The sequence below is a fragment of the Pseudaminobacter soli (ex Li et al. 2025) genome, assembly GCF_029892515.1.
Classification (GTDB): Bacteria; Pseudomonadota; Alphaproteobacteria; order Rhizobiales; family Rhizobiaceae; genus Pseudaminobacter; species Pseudaminobacter soli_A.
In genome coordinates this window covers 406,759-423,753 of sequence record NZ_JARXVF010000003.1, presented here as the reverse complement: position 1 = coordinate 423,753, position 16,995 = coordinate 406,759, and the positions used below count along the sequence as shown (strand labels likewise).

General features: G+C 63.8%; 17 protein-coding genes. 9 read left to right on the top strand and 8 right to left on the bottom strand.

Translation table 11 applies throughout. From position 1 onward, the window contains the following. Position 1: 1 nt before the first annotated feature. Positions 2-445, bottom strand: a complete 444-nt coding sequence (locus tag M2281_RS16440) for a FixH family protein (RefSeq protein ID WP_280822251.1) — start codon at positions 443-445, stop codon at positions 2-4. A 146-nt stretch (positions 446-591) separates the two neighbouring features. Here M2281_RS16440 and M2281_RS16435 point away from each other — a divergent pair, with 146 nt between their 5' ends. Further along, positions 592-1,512 (top strand): sugar kinase, encoded by a 921-nt coding sequence (locus tag M2281_RS16435; RefSeq protein ID WP_280822250.1) that lies wholly within the window; start codon positions 592-594, stop codon positions 1,510-1,512. A 35-nt stretch (positions 1,513-1,547) separates the two neighbouring features. Next, positions 1,548-1,868 (top strand): hypothetical protein, encoded by a 321-nt coding sequence (locus M2281_RS16430; RefSeq protein ID WP_280822249.1) that lies wholly within the window; start codon positions 1,548-1,550, stop codon positions 1,866-1,868. Here the strand turns inward: M2281_RS16430 and M2281_RS16425 are convergent. From M2281_RS16425 to M2281_RS16415, 3 genes are all read right to left on the bottom strand, one after another. Beyond that, complete coding sequence (locus M2281_RS16425) at positions 1,865-2,884, bottom strand: aldose epimerase family protein (protein ID WP_280822248.1); 1,020 nt, start codon at positions 2,882-2,884, stop codon at positions 1,865-1,867. The two genes, M2281_RS16430 and M2281_RS16425, sit on opposite strands and share 4 nt — an antisense overlap. Before the next feature lie 88 nt (positions 2,885-2,972). Further along, positions 2,973-4,430: an NAD-dependent succinate-semialdehyde dehydrogenase gene (locus M2281_RS16420; protein WP_280822247.1), complete on the bottom strand. Its 1,458-nt coding sequence runs from the start codon at positions 4,428-4,430 to the stop codon at positions 2,973-2,975. A 216-nt stretch (positions 4,431-4,646) separates the two neighbouring features. Next, positions 4,647-5,597, bottom strand: a complete 951-nt coding sequence (locus tag M2281_RS16415) for an AEC family transporter (protein WP_280822246.1) — start codon at positions 5,595-5,597, stop codon at positions 4,647-4,649. A gap of 150 nt (positions 5,598-5,747) precedes the next feature. Between M2281_RS16415 and M2281_RS16410 the strand changes: the two genes are divergently transcribed. From M2281_RS16410 to M2281_RS16380, 7 genes are all read left to right on the top strand, one after another. Further along, a complete protein-coding gene (locus M2281_RS16410) occupies positions 5,748-6,305 on the top strand; it encodes a histidine phosphatase family protein (protein WP_280822245.1) in 558 nt (185 codons plus the stop codon). 162 nt (positions 6,306-6,467) lie between these two features. Further along, on the top strand, positions 6,468-6,752 hold the full coding sequence (locus M2281_RS16405; RefSeq protein WP_280822244.1) for an acyl carrier protein: 285 nt from the start codon (positions 6,468-6,470) through the stop codon (positions 6,750-6,752). A 40-nt stretch (positions 6,753-6,792) separates the two neighbouring features. Continuing rightward, positions 6,793-7,986 carry a beta-ketoacyl-ACP synthase gene (locus M2281_RS16400; RefSeq protein WP_280822243.1) on the top strand — a complete coding sequence of 398 codons (1,194 nt, stop codon included), beginning with the start codon at positions 6,793-6,795 and terminating at the stop codon, positions 7,984-7,986. Positions 7,987-7,998: 12 nt separating this feature from the next. Next, on the top strand, positions 7,999-9,270 hold the full coding sequence (locus M2281_RS16395) for a beta-ketoacyl-ACP synthase (protein ID WP_280822242.1): 1,272 nt from the start codon (positions 7,999-8,001) through the stop codon (positions 9,268-9,270). Positions 9,271-9,406: 136 nt separating this feature from the next. Then, positions 9,407-10,435 carry a zinc-binding dehydrogenase gene (locus M2281_RS16390; RefSeq protein WP_280822241.1) on the top strand — a complete coding sequence of 343 codons (1,029 nt, stop codon included), beginning with the start codon at positions 9,407-9,409 and terminating at the stop codon, positions 10,433-10,435. A 10-nt stretch (positions 10,436-10,445) separates the two neighbouring features. Further along, a complete protein-coding gene (locus M2281_RS16385) occupies positions 10,446-11,432 on the top strand; it encodes a lipid A biosynthesis lauroyl acyltransferase (RefSeq protein WP_280822240.1) in 987 nt (328 codons plus the stop codon). A 137-nt stretch (positions 11,433-11,569) separates the two neighbouring features. Continuing rightward, positions 11,570-11,737, top strand: coding sequence for a hypothetical protein (locus tag M2281_RS16380; RefSeq protein ID WP_280822239.1), 168 nt, complete (start codon positions 11,570-11,572; stop codon positions 11,735-11,737). An 8-nt stretch (positions 11,738-11,745) separates the two neighbouring features. Here the strand turns inward: M2281_RS16380 and M2281_RS16375 are convergent, their stop codons facing one another. The 4 genes from M2281_RS16375 to M2281_RS16360 all read right to left on the bottom strand — a co-directional run bounded on the left by M2281_RS16375 (position 11,746) and on the right by M2281_RS16360 (position 16,858). Then, a complete protein-coding gene (locus tag M2281_RS16375; RefSeq protein ID WP_280822238.1) occupies positions 11,746-12,669 on the bottom strand; it encodes a dimethyl sulfoxide reductase anchor subunit family protein in 924 nt (307 codons plus the stop codon). A gap of 4 nt (positions 12,670-12,673) precedes the next feature. Next, positions 12,674-13,441, bottom strand: a complete 768-nt coding sequence (locus M2281_RS16370; protein WP_280822237.1) for a 4Fe-4S dicluster domain-containing protein — start codon at positions 13,439-13,441, stop codon at positions 12,674-12,676. Then, positions 13,438-16,284: a molybdopterin oxidoreductase family protein gene (locus tag M2281_RS16365; RefSeq protein ID WP_280822236.1), complete on the bottom strand. Its 2,847-nt coding sequence runs from the start codon at positions 16,282-16,284 to the stop codon at positions 13,438-13,440. The genes M2281_RS16370 and M2281_RS16365 overlap by 4 nt, the downstream gene beginning before the upstream one ends. 148 nt (positions 16,285-16,432) lie before the next feature. After that, positions 16,433-16,858, bottom strand: a complete 426-nt coding sequence (locus M2281_RS16360) for a L,D-transpeptidase (RefSeq protein WP_280822235.1) — start codon at positions 16,856-16,858, stop codon at positions 16,433-16,435. Positions 16,859-16,995: the final 137 nt, after the last annotated feature.

The following is a 16,995-nucleotide window of genomic DNA, read 5'->3' as shown; positions in this document are numbered from 1 at the left end:
CTCATAGCATCAGGCTGAACACCGCCTGGTCGTCGCCCTGCGGTGCCGAAATGGCGAATTTGAGCTCCCAGAGCCCGGTCATGCTGAACTTGACGCCCTCGACCCGGTAACGCCCCTCTCCCAGGTGGTCGGTTACCTCGGGGCTGGTGGGCAGGCCATGGCCATGGGCCGGCATGCTGCCGGTGACGGTGATCTTGGCGTTCTCGACCGGCTTTCCGTCCGGCGTCTTGACGGTCACGATCCAGCTATGCAACTCGCCCTGCTTCACCGGCGTGGTCTCCGGCTCCATGGCTACGACATAGGTACCCTGGTCGCTCGGCTTGCTGAAGGCAAAGTTGGGGCCGCTCACCGGCTGCGGCGGGATGGAAGAGAGCTTGCTCAACGCCATCGCCGCGACGGCCGCGATGCCGATGATGGCCACGAGATAACGCCAGTTGAACCCCACTCTCTACTCCTTGATCGAATCCATCGCTGGTTGCCGCAAATTAGCGATTGGCGACATCTGCGAAAAGCGTAAAGCCATTTTGTGGCCGGCCATGGTCAGCATGCCTCTGCCACTATAAATCTATCTCATCAGGAGAGGAGGCCCGTATGGCGGCAGGCATTGTGGCAATCGGCGAGTGCATGCTCGAGCTATCCGGGCAGAGCGGTCACAGCTGGCGCATGGGGTTTGGCGGCGACACGTTCAACACGCTCTGGACCATTCGCGCGCTGAGCGAGAGCGACAATATCGACTACGTCTCGGCCTTCGGCGACGATCCCTTCTCGAAAGATCAGATCGCCTTCCTTCAGGAAAACGACATCGGCATCGCCAAGAGCCCGATCATTTCCGGCGCCCGCCCCGGCCTCTATGCGATCACGCTGAAGGGCGCGGAGCGCTCCTTCACCTATTGGCGCAGCGATGCGGCCGCCCGGCAGCTCGCCAGCAACCCGGCCGCACTGGCAAAAAGCCTTGAACAACGGACACTTGTTTACTTTTCCGGCATCACCTTGGCAATTCTGGATGCGCCCAGTCGGCGCACCCTGCTGCAGGCCATCGCTGCTGCACGGACGCATGGCTCGCACATCGCCTTCGACCCCAATTACAGGCCGCGCCTGTGGCCGGACGCGGCGACGGCCCGCGCCGTCATCGACGAGGCACTGAAGATCACCGACATCGCCCTGCCGACTTTTTCCGACGAGCAGGAGCTTTACGGCGATGCCTCGCCCGAGGCGACGGCACAGCGGCTGGAGGAGATCGGCGTGGCGGAGATCGTCGTCAAGAATGGCGAGGGCGCAGCCCTGATCTCGCACTACGAGGACATGTTCTCCGTTCCAGCGAGCCATGTCGCGGAGCCGCTCGATACCACGGGCGCAGGCGATGCCTTCAACGGCGGCTATTTGTCGGCTCGCCTGCTTGGCCTGCCGCCGAGGGAAGCGGCGCGCCGGGCCCATCATGTTGCGGCGGCAGTGGTGCAGATACGCGGCGCGCTGGCGCCGTTCGACATCCTGCAGCTGGCGTTCGACCTGTGAGCGATTAGCCAACCAAATTCGAGCCGGAAGACGAAATGGTTAGCGAAGTTCTACCAGAAGGTTTCCTAGACGAATTTGAGCCGGGCGGCTTCTTCTACGAGGCCCGCAAAAGGCGATTTATCAAAGAACGCTCCGCCATTGTCCTGTTCAAATTAAACAATTTGGAAATGGCCAAAATATCAAAAGAACAAAAATCTACGATAATCAAAGATGTTTGGAGCTTCCCATTCATTGCCTCCATGTACAGGGAGCGGTGCATTGAAAATGGCTACAACGAAAAAGACTACGATGTCTTTATCATGAACATCTACAAGTCAGTGAAAAGAATAATAGATACTTACAGCGAAGTCGCCTAACCCAGCCTGAACCGGTATTCGGTCGTCTGGCGATAGAGTTCCCCGGGCCAGAGCGTGGCCTGCGGGAAATAGGGCCGGTTGGGCGCATCCGGCCAGACCTGCGGCTCGAGGCAGAATCCGGCATAGGGCTTGTAGCGCCGGCCGCCGAGCCCGCGCGCTTCGGTGTTGAGGTGCTGCCCGACATAGAGCTGGACGCCAGGCTCGGTGGTCCAGACCTCTAGCTCGACGCCCGAGGACGCCCCCTGCACCCAGGCAGCCTGCCTGAGCGGCCCGCGCGCGGCTGCGAGGCAGAAATTGTTGTCGTAGCCGAGCTGCTCGCCTTCGCTTTCCATGCGGATCGGGCGGGCATGGCGGAAATCGAAAGGCGTGTCGTCGACGGGCTTTACGACGCCGGTGGGCACGCAGGCCCCGTCAACCGGTAGATAGGCGGCCGCATTCAGCATGATGCGATGGTCGAGGATATCGCCCGCGCCGCCGTCGTCGAGGTTGAAATAGGAATGGTGCGCCAGGTTGCAGAGCGTGGGCTCGTCGCAGGTCGCGGTCAGTTCGATGGCCAGCGTGCCGGGAATCTTCAGCCTGTAGGTGCAGCGCACGTCGAGCGCGCCCGGAAAACCCATCTCCCCGTCCGGATCGTGCAGGCCGAACGTGACGAAGTCGGGCCCATGCACCAGAACGTCCCAAACCCGGTGGCCAAAGCCATTGATGCCGCCATGCAGCCCATTGCTCTCGGGCCGCTCGGGATCGATGCTGTAGCGTCGGCCTTCCAGCGTGAAGCGGCCGCCGCTGATGCGGTTGGCAAAGCGCCCGACGATGGCGCCGAAATAGGGAGACGAAAGCGGATAGTTGGCGAAGCGTTCGAAGCCGAGCACCAGCGGCGCGTCATGGCCGTTCAGGCGCAGATCCTGCACCACCGCGCCCCAATTCATGATCTTGGCCGTCAGGCCGCCACCCGCAATCTCGAAGCGCTGGACGGAGTGTCCGTCCCCTGTCGTACCGAAGACCTTGCCGCCCGACATGCCCCGCTCCGGACCCAAAAATGAAAACGGACGCGACCTTGAGGCCGCGCCCGTCATCATGTCAAGGGATAGGGCCTACCCCTATAGATCAGAGGCCGAGGCCGCCGATGCAGACATACTTGGTGTCGAGATAGTCCTCGATGCCCTGGTGGCCGCCCTCGCGGCCCAGACCCGACTCCTTCACGCCGCCGAACGGGGCTTCCGGAGTGGTGATGATGCCTTCGTTGACGCCGACCATGCCGTACTTCAGCCCTTCCATCACGCGGAAGGCGCGGCCGAGATCGCCGGTGTAGAAGTAGCAGGCGAGACCGAACTCGGTGTCGTTGGCGAGCGCGACGGCCTCTTCCTCGGTCTCGAACTTGAAGACCGGAGCGATGGGGCCGAAGATCTCTTCCTTCATGAACTTCATGTCGGGCGTGGCGCCGGCGATGACGGTCGGCTCGAAAAAGGAGCCGCCCAGCGCATGGCGCTTGCCGCCGGCAACGATCTTGCCGCCATTGGCGGTGGCGTCGGCGATGAATTCCTCAACCTTCTCGACAGCCTTCTCGTCGATCAGCGGGCCCTGCTGCACGCCGGCCTCGAGGCCGGGGCCGACCTTCAGCTTGTTCGAAGCTTCGGCCAGCTTCTCAACGAACTTGTCGTAGATGCCGGCCTGGGCGAAGAAGCGGTTGGTGCAGACGCAGGTCTGGCCCGAATTGCGGAACTTGGCGGCGATGGCGCCCTCGACCGCGCGGTCGATGTCGGCGTCGTCGAAGACCAGGAACGGAGCGTTGCCGCCGAGTTCCATCGAGACCTTTTTCACGGTCGTGGCCGACTTGGCGATCAGCATCTTGCCGACTTCGGTCGAGCCGGTGAAGGTGATCTTCTTGACCAGCGGGTTGGTGCAGAGCTCGTCGCCGATCTCGGCGGCCGAACCGGTGACGACGTTGACGACGCCCTTCGGAATGCCGACTTCCTCGCACAGCGCGCCCCAGGCCAGGCCCGAATACGGGGTCTGCGTGGCCGGCTTGACGACCGAGGTACAGCCAGCGGCGATTGCCGGGCCGATCTTGCGGGCCAGCATAGAGGACGGGAAGTTCCACGGCGTGATCGCGGCGATGACGCCGACCGGCTCCTTGGTCACGAGAATGCGGCGGTCGGCCCACGGGGACGGAACGACGTCGCCATAGGCACGGCGGGCTTCCTCGGCGAACCACAGCACATAGGCGGCCGACGAGCCGACTTCGCCCTTGGCCTCGGTCAGCGACTTGCCCTGCTCCATGGTGAGCAGTTCGGCCAGCGCGTCCTGGTTGTCCATGATGGCGTCGTGCAGCTTGCGCAGCAGCTTGGAGCGCTCGAGCGCCGACGTCTTGCGGAAGGTCTTGAAGGCCTCGTTGGCGGCTTCGATGGCGCGGCGCGTCTCGGCACCACGCGCATACGGCACGGTGCCGATCTTGAGGCCCGTCGCCGGGTTGATCACATCGACGGTCTTGCCGGAATCGGCCTGGACCCACTCGCCATTGATGAGATTCGCCTGGCGCATGAAATGGCTGGTCTTCTGGAGCATTCGTCTCGCCTCTCGTGCGGCGCGCCACGACGCGCCGGTCCTCTGGAAATTCGTCGCAGCGGCGGAGAGCCCGCCGTCGGTGTTGCGCGATGTGCCATAGATATATGACCCTCCCCGCAAGCGCGCCACCTCTTTAACTCACGTAAAGTAACTGGATCAATCTCCTTGTGCCATGACCTTATGGTCCAGAGCGAGAGAGTCTGTACCCCTATGGGGCTATCCGAAAACCATGTGCGCAATTGTCAGCCAGAATGCGGTGGTGACGACCGCGCAGGCGGTGGCAATCGTCATCTGGTTGGACGCCAAGGCCTGACCGGTGCCGAACTGCACGGCGATGAGATAGGAGTTGACGCCCGAAGGGAGTGCCGCCGCCGCAACGGCCACCTGGGCCGGCAGCGGCGGAAGGCCGAGCAGCCAGGCCATGGCCAGCGCCACCGCCGGCATCAGCATCAGTTTTAGCGCCGAAAGCGCAATCGCTGGCTTGGCGTTGCCCGTAATGCCGAACTTGCGCAGGCCCAGCCCCATGGCAAACAGCGCGAGCGGCCCCGCGATGCCGGCCAAGGCGTCGACCAGCCGGCCGAGGAGACCCGGCATCGGCAGGCCGAGGAAACGCCAGGCAAGCCCGGCAAGAATGCCGACGATCAGCGAATTGGTGTAGAGCCGGCGCAGAAAATCATGCGCGATACGCAGCGGATGGACGTGGCCGTTCTTTTGCCCGCCGAACACCTCGAACAGGATGATCGAGCCCGCCAGCATCGTCGGCAGATGCACCGAGATGATCAGCGACAATATGTCGACGCCCTGCTGGCCGAAGACGCCGAGCATGAAGGGAATGCCCAGCAGGAGCAGGTTGGAGAACGCCGTCGCCACCCCGCCGACGACGCCAGCCTGCGAATCCCGGCCAAAGATCCGTGTGGTGACGAGATGCCCGGCGGTCCAGGCGACGATCACCGCCACGAAATAGGTTGTCCACAGGGCCCATGGCGCCGCACCCTTGAAGTCGGCGGTGACCATGGTGCGGAACAGCAGCACAGGCAGCGCCACGCCGACGGTGAAACGGGACAGCGCATCGCCGACATCTGCCTTCAGATAGCCCGAAAGCCCGGAAAAATAGCCAAGCGCGACAAGGCTGAAGACGAACAGAACGGTTTCGAGCATCGGGGACATGCGCGCGGTGATAGGTGAGCCCCTATGGCCGCGCAATCGTCCAGCAACCCCCATGCATATGAGCCCACAGGCGCAGCGGGTCGGCGTCGCGCTTGCCTTTCATCCGGCTTTCCCATCCCTATATGCGGCGAAATCGCCCGGGAAGATTGCATGCGCATAGTGATGTCCTTGTTGTTTCTGCTTGCCGCCATGGTGCCGGCCGCCGCCACCGAGGCAGGCTGGGCGCTGCTGCGCAATGGCGGCCATGTCGTGCTGCTGCGACATGCGATCACGCCCGGAGGCGGCGGCGAGCCGGCCAACTTCGACATCGAGAACTGCGCCACCCAGCGTAATCTTTCCGATCGCGGCAAGCAGCAGGCGCGCAAGATGGGCGCCCTCTTCGCCGCACGCGCCGAGACTACGGAACGGGTGCTGTCGAGCCGCTACTGCAATGCGCTGGAAACCGCCCGCATCGCCTTCGGCGACAGGATCGTCGAGCCTTTCGCCGCGCTGGACCAGCCGGCGTCCGGCACCGAGGTCACCGCAGAGCAGAAGGAGGCGATCCTGAAGGAGATCCGAGCCTTTGCCGGATCGGGCAATCTGGTGCTGGTGACCCACCAGGAAATCATCGCCGCGCTGACCGGCCAGACGGCCCGCGAAGGCGAAGCCGTAATCGTCAAACCCGATGGCGAGGGGCTCCATATTCTAGGCCGAATCGTGTTCAATTGACGGGCATTGAACGCCGCATGACGTGACTGGACGGAAAGACCGCCTGCACCGGCCTCCGGCCGCGAAAGGGCGATTTGGTCTTTTCCTGCCTAAAAAAACGGATTAGAGAGCCGAACAAACCTGCGCGGAAAGGAATCCGCCCGCAATTTATAAGGAAAAGCCGTGTCCACGACATTCGAGAAAGTTGCCAAGATCATCGCCGACACGAGCGAGATCGACATCGACACCATCACGCCCGAGAGCCACACGATCGACGATCTTGGCATCGACAGCCTCGATTTCCTCGATATCGTCTTTGCGATCGACAAGGAATTCGGCATCAAGGTGCCGCTCGAGAAGTGGACGCAGGACGTCAACGACGGCAAGGCCTCGACCGACGACTACTTCCTGATGAAGAACCTCTGCGCCAAGATCGACGGTCTGGTTGCAGCGAAGGCTGCCGCCTGACCCTTGACGGGACAAGCGGCCTGACCGAAAAAAGCCACCCATGAGCGCCCACGACGTCGTCATCACCGGCATCGGCCTTGTCTCGTCGCTGGGCGAAGGCACCGATGCGCATTGGCAGAAGCTGACCGCCACCGACGTGGCGCCGATAGTGGATGCCGAACGCTATTCGCCCTATTCCGTCCACCCTCTCCCAGAAATCGACTGGGGCCTGCAGATTGCCAAGCGCGGCGACCAGCGGCAGATGGAGACATGGCAGCGGCTCGGCACCTACACGGCCGGCCTTGCGCTGGATGATGCCGGCATCAAGACCGACGAAGCGCTGTGCGCCACCATGGACATGGTGGTGGCGGCCGGTGGCGGCGAGCGCGACGGGACTGTGGACAACGCGATCCTCGAGGCCTCCGCGACGCGCAACGACCGCGACGTGCTGCTGAACGAGAAGCTGACCACCGAGCTTCGGCCGACGCTTTTCCTGGCGCAGCTCTCCAACCTGCTGGCCGGCAACATCTCCATCGTCCACAAGGTCACCGGCTCCTCGCGCACCTTCATGGGCGAGGAAGGCGCCGGCGTCTCGGCGGTCGATACGGCAGCCGCTCGCATCCGCTCCGGCCAGTCGACGCATGTGCTGGTGGGCGGTGCGTTCCAGACGGAACATCCCGACATGCTGCTCGGCTATGAGCTCGGCGGCTATCTGCATCGCGGCCCCTGGAAGCCTGTGTGGCAGCGTGAAGGCGGCGAAGGTGGCGGCGTGGTCAGCGGCTCTGGCGCGGCCTTCCTGGTGCTCGAATCGCGCGAGCATGCGGTGGCGCGCGGCGCACGCATCTATGCGACGCTCGGGCCGGTGGTTTCCGACCTCACCCGCCGTAGCAAGCAGGATTTGGGCGAAGCCATTGCCGGCCTGCTCGACAAGACGAGCCTGCCTGCCAACGGCCCGCTGCTGGCGATGTCCGGCGCCTCCGGCGCCCATGCCGCGACCGTGGCCGAGAAGGCTGCGCTGGAGCAGAATCCTCAGCTCGTCGCGCGCGCATTCGGCACGCTGACCGGCCACATGAAGGAAGCGCAGTTCCCATTTGCGGTGGCGCTGGCGGCACTGGCCGTCGACCGCAAGGCCGGCTACCCGGCCTTCGATACGGCGAACGAAAAGGCCTATGAGGGCACGCCGCGCTCGGTACTGGCGACCGCTATCGGCTATCACTATTTCGAGGGCTTGGCGCTGGTTGGCGCACCCGATTGAACCGGAACGCACATGGCTAAGTACAACGACCATCTCGGCAGGCCCATCGTCGCCGTCACCGGCATTGGCGTCGTCACTTCGCTCGGCGTCGGCAAGGCCGACAACTGGGCGGCCCTCACCTCGGGGCGCTCGGGCATCCACAAGATCACGCGCTTTCCGGTCGAGCACCTCAACACCTCCATCGCCGGCACGGTCGATTTCCTGCCGTCGAGCAGCAAGGGCGCAAGCGCGCTGACTTTCGAACTGGCCGAGCGCTCCGGCCGCGAGGCGATCGCGGAAGCCGGCCTTGACACCGAGAATTTCGGCGGGCCGCTGTTCCTCGCCTCCCCGCCGGTCGAGCTCGACTGGCATGACCGCTTTGCCCTCTACCTCGACGGCAAGGATGGCAGCGCGGCCGACCGGCTGTTCACCGTTGCCCGCAACCTGCCCACGCTCGACATCTTCGAGACCTCGCAGTTCGGCTCCATCGCAGCCCGCCTCGCCGACGAATTCGGCACGCGTGGCCTGCCGATCACGCTGTCCACCGCTTGTGCGTCTGGCGCCACCGCAATCCAGCTCGGCGTCGAGGCGATCCGCCGCGGCGAATGCGAGCGTGCGCTGTCGATCGGCGCAGACGGCTCGGCAACGGCCGAGGCCCTGATTCGCTTCTCGCTGCTTTCGGCGCTCTCGACCCAGAACGACGTGCCCGAGAAGGCATCGAAGCCTTTCTCGAAGGATCGCGACGGTTTTGTCCTGGCCGAAGGTTCGGCGGCGCTCGTGCTGGAATCGCTCGAAAGCGCTGTAGCGCGCGGCGCGACCGTGCTCGGCATCCTGCAGGGCTGCGGCGAAAAGGCCGATGACTTCCACCGCACCCGCTCCAAGCCGGACGGCTCGCCGGCCATCGGCGCGGTGAAGGCCGCGCTTGCCGACGCCGGCCTTGCCGAAGACGGCATCGACTATGTCAACGCGCACGGCACCTCGACGCCGGAAAACGACAAGATGGAGCATATGTCGCTGTCGACCGTGTTCGGCGAGCGCATGCGCACCACGCCGATCTCGTCCAACAAGTCGATGATCGGCCATACGCTTTCGGCCGCGGGCGCCATCGAGGCCGCCTTCTCGCTGCTGACCATGCGCGAAGGCGTGATCCCACCGACGATCAATTATGACAATCCCGACCCGGCCATCGAGCTGGATGTGGTGCCGAACAAGAAGCGCGAGGCTGAGGTTTCGACCGTGCTTTCCAATTCCTTCGGCTTCGGCGGGCAGAACACCTGCCTTGTCATGGCGCGGGAACCGGTCTAATCGACCCTTCCAATGGTTCCGGAGTGCGATGCAGCGACCCAACCGGCCGCCGCGCGCTCCGTTTTGTTATGTCGCGTGACTTTGCCCGAAACGCCGCGGGCGTTCCGCACTGATGTTTGACGAAGGAAGAGGCCCGATGCGCGCACTGCAACTCATCGAGGATCGCAAGCTCGAGACGGTGGAGATCCCAGAGCCGCCGGCACCGGCGCTCGGCGAGGTCACGCTGCGCATCAAGGCCGTGGCGCTCAACCATATCGACGTCTGGGGCTGGCGCGGCATGGCGTTCGCCAAGCGCAAGCTGCCGCTCACCGTCGGCGCCGAAGCCTCGGGCGTGGTCGAGACGGTCGGCCCCGGCGTCTCCAATCTGGCTCCGGGTCAGATCGTGTCGATCTACGGCGCGCGTACCTGCGGCCTCTGCCGCCCCTGCCGCGAAGGCCGCGACAATCTCTGCGAACACGTCTCGGGCGTGCACGGCTTCCATCTCGACGGCTTTGCCCAGGAGAAGATGAACCTGCCGGCGCGCCTTCTGGTGCCCGCCCCTCCCGGCGTCGACGCCGTTGGCGCAGCACTCGCGCCCGTCACCTTCGGCACCGTCGAGCACATGCTGTTCGATAATGCCAAGCTGGAGCCCGGCGAGACGATACTGGTCCATGCCGGCGGCTCGGGCATCGGTTCGGCGGCCATCCAGCTTGCCAAGAAGATCGGCTGCACGGTCATCACCACCGTGGGCTCCGACGAGAAGATCGAGAAGGCCAAGGCGCTCGGCGCCGACCACGTCATCAACTATCGCCAGGACCGCTTCGAAGGCGTCGTGCGCAAGCTGACCAAGAAGAAGGGCGTGGACGTGGTATTCGAGCATGTCGGCAAGGACACGTGGGCGGGCTCCATGTTCAGCCTCAAGCGCGGCGGCCGTCTCGTCACCTGCGGCTCGACCTCCGGCGTCTCGACCGACGTCAACCTCATGATGCTGTTCCAGCAGCAGCTAAAGCTGCTGGGCTCCTTCGGCTGCCGCATGGAAAACATGGCCAACGCCATGCAGAAGATGGCGGCCGGGCTGGTTCATCCGGTGATCGACACCGAGGTCGATTTCGGCTCCATCGACGCTGCATTGAAGCGCATGGAAGGCCGCGACGTGTTCGGCAAGATCATCCTGCACGTCGGGTGACGGCAAGAAGATGCGGCGGAAGATCAAGGTAGCGGCAAAGGATTTCCTTTACCGCCTCTCAACCCGGACGACGAAGGTACGTCACTGGCTGACGGCCCAGGTCGCCCGGGCGCTTTTATCGCTGCTGCGCCACCTGCCGACCGACAAGGCGCTCAACTTCGCCGTTCGCACGGCCCGCAGGCTCGGCCCCTTGGTCAGCCGCCACAAGGTCGCGCTCGAAAATCTTCGCCATGCCTATCCCGAAAAGAGCGAGGCCGAGATCGAGGCGATCGCCCTCGACATGTGGGGCAACATGGCCCGGCTGGCGGCCGAATACATCTTCCTCAACCAGCTCTTCGACTACGATCCCGATGCGAAGGAGCCGGGCCGCGTGGAAGTCTCCGGCGTGCCCCTGTTCCAGCGCATCGCGGCGGAAGACAAGCCGCACATCATCTTCACCGGCCATCTCGGCAATTTCGAGCTGCTGCCGATTGCCGGGGCGACTTACGGCATGAAGGTGACGGCGCTGTTCAGGCCGCCCAACAACCCCTACATCGCCGACTACATCCTCTCGACGCGCAGCGCCAACATGGGCGACCTCCTGGCCTCGCAGGCCGGCGCCTCCTTCGCGCTGGCTCGCATCCTCGAGAGCAAGGGCACCATCGGCATGCTGGTGGACCAAAAATTCACGCGCGGCATTCCCAGCACCTTTTTCGGGCGCGCCTGCGAGACCAGCCCGCTGCTGCCCAAGCTGGCGCGGCAATATGATTGCGACGTTTATCCGGCCCGCTGCATCCGCCTGCCGAACAATCGCTTCCGGCTGGAGATCGAGGACAAGCTCGACCTGCCGCGCACTGCTGGTGGCACGATCGACCTTGCGGGAACGGCCCAGCTTCTCAACGACGTGGTCGAGCGCTGGGTGCGCGAGGATCCGGGCCAGTGGATGTGGTTCCACAAGCGCTGGCAACTGAGCAAGGGCAAGCGCAAGCCGCGTTTCAAGATCATCGAGAAGGCATAGAGCATTTTGCAGCCAAGCCGGATCGCTTGGCGTAGATGACCGCCGCTATAGCCAGCTTCATTGCCGATATTTAATTGGCCGCTGGCGCAACAAAGCCGAATTCCGGCCGTTCCCTCTCCGTTGCATGAGGGAATGTCATGGCAAAGCGGACGAAATCACCGGACAAGAGCGGCGCTGCGCTGTGGACGCCCTGGGGCCTGCAGGGGCACACCGAACGCACCGCCCAGAAGATCGCAATCCGCAAGCTGCTCAAACGTCTCGCCGCGCTCGACAAGCGCAAGCCCGTTCGGCTGGCGAAGGATTGAGGCTCCAGTTACCCGCCGTAGTAATTCACGACGGAGTGGCGCGCCTCGGCGAAGAACAGCCAGCGCTCGACGAAAACACCCAGCCAATGCGCCAGCGCTGCGAGCGAAGCAATCGCTACCGGCAAGACACCTTGTCCGCCCAGCGCCGCGAGAACCAGCAGCAGCACGGCCGGAACGATGGCACCCGCAACAAGGGCCAAGCGCCAGAGTTTTTTGGCATGCTTGCGTGCGACCTTGAACCCCATTTCGCGCGTCAAATAATTTTCTGTCACATGCGGCCGCTCGAACAGTCGCACGCGCCCGATATTGCCAAGGCCAGTTGCGCTCTCGGGCGTCGATAACGGCACGAGGCTTTTCATGCGCTCGCGCCAGCGCAGTTTTGTCCCCCAGGCAGCAATCAGGAACCCTACGGCGAGAAGCGGCAGGGCGCGCGTGTTTCCGCCGCCTGCAAAGGCGAAGACGCTGGCAAGCACAAAACCGCCGGTGGCCGCAAGGAGCGCATAGCAAGCCGGCGTCAGCGGCGTGTACCAGGCCTGCACCGACTTCAGCGAGGCGTAGATCATCGACGTGCAGTAGACAGTGACCACGCAAAGCACCGTGCCTATGAGGCCGGGAAGCGGCAGATAGGCCCCCTCGGTGATACTGGCCCAGGCCGACACCAGGAGCGGCACGAAGGTGACAATGGACATCACGCCTTCGCGCGACAGCCAGCTTGAGCGCCATTGCGAAAGCGCCCGCCAAGCGCGTTGCGGATTGCCCAGATGCGCCGTCGAGGACAAGAGCCCTGCCGAGATGAGGGCCAGCGCCAAGACATGTGCGCATTTGGTGGCCGTTGCTGCTGGATCGAGCAGGCCGAGGCCGAGCACCGCCGCAAGCCCGTAGCCCAGGCCGGAAAGGGTGGTCAGGATGATGATCGAAAAGGCGGGATGCATGAGGTCAGATTCTGTCCAGCATTCCGTCGAGCCAGGCAAAGAAGCCCCTGGCGCCTTCGGTGTTTTCTGCGAGCGGCAGTGTGTGCGCGCTTTCGGCCAGGGATTTTCGCGGACGCGGCGGCAGGTACTTGTTCACGGGCCGGGTGCCCTGCTCGGGCATCAGGTCCATGCCACCACGCTCGGCGACGAGTTTTGAAACGGCCGAGTTCGGATCGCCGAGATCGCCGAAATGGCGGGCACTGGCCGGGCATGTACGCACGCAGGAAGGCACGCGGTCCACCTCTTCCAGTGTCTCGTTGTAGATGCGGTCGATGCAGAGCGTGCATTTCTTCATCACGCCGGCGGCAAGGTCCATTTCGCGCGCGCCATAGGGACAGGCCCAGGCGCAGAGGCCGCAGCCGATGCACTTGTCCTCATCAACCAGCACGATGCCGTCAGCGGAGCGCTTGTAGGAGGCGCCCGTCGGACAGACGGTGACGCAGGGCGCATCCTCGCAATGCAGGCAGGACTTTGGAAAATGCACGATGCGCGCCTGCCCCGCCTCGCCCACGACTTCGCCGCCCTCCGGCACCACCTCAAAACTATGCACGCGGTTGAGCCAGGCGCCGGAGACATCGGCGCCATATGGATCCTGGTCCGAGAGCGCTGAGCCATAGCCGCCGGTGTTCCATTCCTTGCAGCTGACCACGCAGGCATGGCAGCCGACGCAGGTGTCGAGGTCGATGACGAGGCCGAGTTTTTTCGGCGTCGGAAGGGCGGGAAGCGTGGTCATGTCGCCCACTCCTGTCCGTAGCGCAGGACCGAGGGATGCGGCTCGGGCTCTGGTTGCGCGACTGTCGGGAAATGCGGCTCGCTGACCGCGCCGGCCTCGGCCTTTTCGATGCGCACCCGGAGGTCGTACCACGCCGCCTGCCCGGTGATCGGATCAGAGTTCGACCAGCGCATGCCATCGCTACGCGGCGGCAACAGCTCGTTGATCAGGTGGTTCATGAGAAAACCCTTGGTCGCTTCCGGCGCGTTGGCATCCAGCGCCCAGGTGCCGGCGCGCTTGCCGATGGCGTTCCACGTCCACATCGTGCGCGAATTGACCGCCTCCATGCGCGCGATCTCGACCTTGATGCGGCCATGGCTCGACGTGACCCAGACCCAGTCGCCGTCGACCAGGCCAAACTCGTCGCAGATCGGTCCCGGCACGTAGAGCGGGTTCTTCGTATGGATCTGCCGCAGCCAGGCGTTCATCGAGCCCCAGGAATGGTACATCGCCGCCGGGCGTTGCGTGATGGCGTGATAGGGATAGGCCTCGCGATCGACCAACGCCTCGCCAAACGGCCGATACCATTGCGGCAGCGGATCGAACGCTTGCAGTATGCGATCGCGATGTGTTTCGGGCGCCACCGGCTCGCGCAGCCCTTCAGCCGACAGGCGGAACTTTTGGAGCGGCTCCAGATAAAGCTGGAACGTCACCGGCTGAGGCGTGTCGAAAAAACCCATGCGCACGGCAAAATCCTGATAGGCCTGGTTGGCGTGCTTCATGAACTGCGCTTCGAGCGGGATATGCGCGGAGAAGAACGAGCCGTTCTCGATGTAGCGTTCGAGCTGATCGGGGTTGGCGGCACCGCGCCCTGCCTTGTCGCCGTTCGTGCCCCGGAAACCAGCCAGTGGGCCGATGCCCGGCCGCCGCTCATGGCGCACGATGTAGTCGGCATAGTCCTTGTAGAGCGGATGACCGTGATTGTCGGCGAAGCCCGGCAGCTTCAGCCGCGCACCGAGATCGAGCAGCACGGTTTGGAAGGCGCGCACGTCGCGGTCCGGCTCCAGCACCGGCCAGCGGATGGCATCCTGCACCGCATCGGGCTCGGAGATCGGCCGGTCGAGCAGCGAAATGCAATCGTAGCGCTCCAGATAGGTCGTGTCGGGCAACACCAGATCGGCATAGGCGACCATCTCCGACGAATAGGCGTCGGAATAGATGATCTTGGGGATGCGGTATTCGCCGGTCTCGGGGTCCTTGTCCGTCAGCATCTTCATGGTGCCGGCAGTGTTCATGGACGAGTTCCAGGCCATGTTGGCCATGTACATGAACAGCACGTCGATCGGATAAGGATCGCCGGCATGGGCGTTGGCGATGACCATGTGCATCATGCCGTGCGCGGCGATCGGCGCATCCCACGAAAACGCCTTGTCGATGCGGGTCGGCTTGCCTTCGGCATCGACCAGCAGGTCTTCCGGGCCGCGCGGGAAGCCGAGATGCGGCCCCGAAAGCGGCTTGTCGGACCCAAAATGCTCGGCCTTGCCGTGCGGCGTCGGGTGCGCGGTCATCGGCTTGGGATAAGGCGGCTCGAAGCGGAAGGCGCCGGGGCAGTCGACCGCGCCGATCAGCACCTGCAGCATGTGCAGCGCGCGCGCCGTCTGGAACCCGTTGGAATGGGCCGAGAGGCCGCGCATGGCGTGGAACGACACTGGCCGCCCGACAAAGTAGGGATGGCGCTCGCCATTGACGTCGGTCCAGGGCTGCTCGACGATGATGGTTTCATCGAAAGCAACGCGCGCGATCTCGGCGGCAAGGCCGCGGATGACGTCGGCGGCGACGCCGGTCTCCTCCGTCACCGCTTCGGGCGCGTATTTCGGGTCGAGATATTTTTCGGCGAGAAGCTGGAAGGAGGGTACGGCAAAGCGCCCGTCGGCCAGCTCGAAGCGGCCGGACAGCGCTGCTCGCGCGCCTTTCGTGCCCACAGGCACCGGCCGCTCGGTGACGGTCTCGTAGACCTGCACCCTGCCCTCGCCGTCGCGCGCGAACAGGCCGTGCTCGGCCGTGCCCGGCGCGTCGATCACCAGCCAGGAGGCGTTGGAATAGCGCACGAGATAGTCGACATCGATCTTGCGCGCCTTGAGCAGCTCGTGCACCACCGAGAGGATCAGCAAGCCGTCGGTGCCCGGCCTTATGCCGATCCAGCTGTCGGCGACGGCCGAATAGCCGGTGCGCACCGGATTGACCGACACGAAGCGCGCGCCGCGCTGCTTGAGCTTGCCGATGCCCATCTTGATCGGGTTGGAATCGTGGTCCTCCGCCACGCCGAACATGACGAACAGTTTTGTTCGGTCCCAATCGGGCGCGCCGAATTCCCAGAAGGCGCCGCCCAAGGTCATGATGCCGGCGGCGGCCATGTTAACCGAGCAGAAGCCGCCATGGGCGGCATAGTTGGGAGTGCCGAACTGCTGCGCCCAGAAGCCGGTCAGCGATTGCGATTGGTCGCGCCCGGTGAAGAAGGCCAGCTTTTTTGGGTCGGTGTGGCGGACATGGCCCAGCCATTCGGTGGCGGTGGACAGCGCCTCCTCCCAGGAAATCTCCTGGAACTGGCCGAAGCCGCGCGGGCCGACCCGCTTCAGCGGCGCGCGAAGCCTAGCCGGCGCATAATGCTGCATGATGCCGGCCGAGCCCTTGGCGCACAGCACGCCGCGATTGACCGGGTGATCGCGGTTGCCCTCGATGTAGCGGATCTTGCCGTCCTTGAGGTGCACGTTGATGCCGCAGCGGCAGGCGCACATATAGCAGGTCGTCTTGCGGACCTCGTCCGCAACAGGCCTGGACAACGCAACGCGCGGCTCGGAATTCATCGGTCTGCTCCTCCGACCAATTCCTAGCAGAGCGCGCTATCGAAATGAAATGCCAGAAAGAATCAGTTCACGGCAAAGTTTTGTCTGGTGATTTGGCATGGGCAGCAAAACTCTTCCGCCTCGAAAACGAAGACCAAAGACCGGCGCGTCAGTTGGTGACGATGATGCGCGTGTCGCCGGGCCCGTATCGCTGGACCAGCGAAAAGAACTGCGCGGCATTGCCGGTGGCGAGCCGCACGCAGCCATGCGACACCGGACGCCCCAGATGGCGCACAGCGTTCGTGCCGTGAATGGCATAGCCGCCGCGGAAGAACACGGCATATGGCATCGGCGTCATGTCGTATTTGCGCGAGTACCACATACGGTTCATTCGCACCGGTCGCCAGGTACCGCGTGGGGTGACATAGCCCCTGCGCGCGGTCGAAACCCGCCATTTGTGGATGACGAGCCCATCCTGAGTGACCGTCATCGTCTGGGTTGAAATGTTTATCTTGGCGACAAGACTAGCCGCGAGGAGTTGTTGCGGCGCGGCAGAAACCAACAGCGCCGCAGTCATAAAGATCACTTTGCGCATCGATCAAACCGCTTTCACTTGATTGTGATATCGGCAGTTCCCGGCAATAAAGCTTCAAATTTCTCTAACGAATTAAAATTAGGCGCAAAATTGGACCGTCAATACACAACATCATTAAAAATTCTGCCGACTGGAGA

Excerpts from the sequence above, each read along its gene's own strand:
- M2281_RS16435 (WP_280822250.1), top strand. The coding sequence starts at position 592 with ATGGCGGCAGGCATTGTGGCAATCGGCGAGTGCATGCTCGAGCTATCC.
- M2281_RS16430 (WP_280822249.1), top strand. The coding sequence starts at position 1,548 with ATGGTTAGCGAAGTTCTACCAGAAGGTTTCCTAGACGAATTTGAGCCG.
- M2281_RS16425 (WP_280822248.1), bottom strand. The coding sequence starts at position 2,884 with ATGTCGGGCGGCAAGGTCTTCGGTACGACAGGGGACGGACACTCCGTC.
- M2281_RS16420 (WP_280822247.1), bottom strand. The coding sequence starts at position 4,430 with ATGCTCCAGAAGACCAGCCATTTCATGCGCCAGGCGAATCTCATCAAT.
- M2281_RS16415 (WP_280822246.1), bottom strand. The coding sequence starts at position 5,597 with ATGTCCCCGATGCTCGAAACCGTTCTGTTCGTCTTCAGCCTTGTCGCG.
- M2281_RS16410 (WP_280822245.1), top strand. The coding sequence starts at position 5,748 with ATGCGCATAGTGATGTCCTTGTTGTTTCTGCTTGCCGCCATGGTGCCG.
- M2281_RS16400 (WP_280822243.1), top strand. The coding sequence starts at position 6,793 with ATGAGCGCCCACGACGTCGTCATCACCGGCATCGGCCTTGTCTCGTCG.
- M2281_RS16395 (WP_280822242.1), top strand. The coding sequence starts at position 7,999 with ATGGCTAAGTACAACGACCATCTCGGCAGGCCCATCGTCGCCGTCACC.
- M2281_RS16390 (WP_280822241.1), top strand. The coding sequence starts at position 9,407 with ATGCGCGCACTGCAACTCATCGAGGATCGCAAGCTCGAGACGGTGGAG.
- M2281_RS16385 (WP_280822240.1), top strand. The coding sequence starts at position 10,446 with ATGCGGCGGAAGATCAAGGTAGCGGCAAAGGATTTCCTTTACCGCCTC.
- M2281_RS16380 (WP_280822239.1), top strand. The coding sequence starts at position 11,570 with ATGGCAAAGCGGACGAAATCACCGGACAAGAGCGGCGCTGCGCTGTGG.
- M2281_RS16375 (WP_280822238.1), bottom strand. The coding sequence starts at position 12,669 with ATGCATCCCGCCTTTTCGATCATCATCCTGACCACCCTTTCCGGCCTG.
- M2281_RS16370 (WP_280822237.1), bottom strand. The coding sequence starts at position 13,441 with ATGACCACGCTTCCCGCCCTTCCGACGCCGAAAAAACTCGGCCTCGTC.
- M2281_RS16365 (WP_280822236.1), bottom strand. The coding sequence starts at position 16,284 with ATGAATTCCGAGCCGCGCGTTGCGTTGTCCAGGCCTGTTGCGGACGAG.
- M2281_RS16360 (WP_280822235.1), bottom strand. The coding sequence starts at position 16,858 with ATGCGCAAAGTGATCTTTATGACTGCGGCGCTGTTGGTTTCTGCCGCG.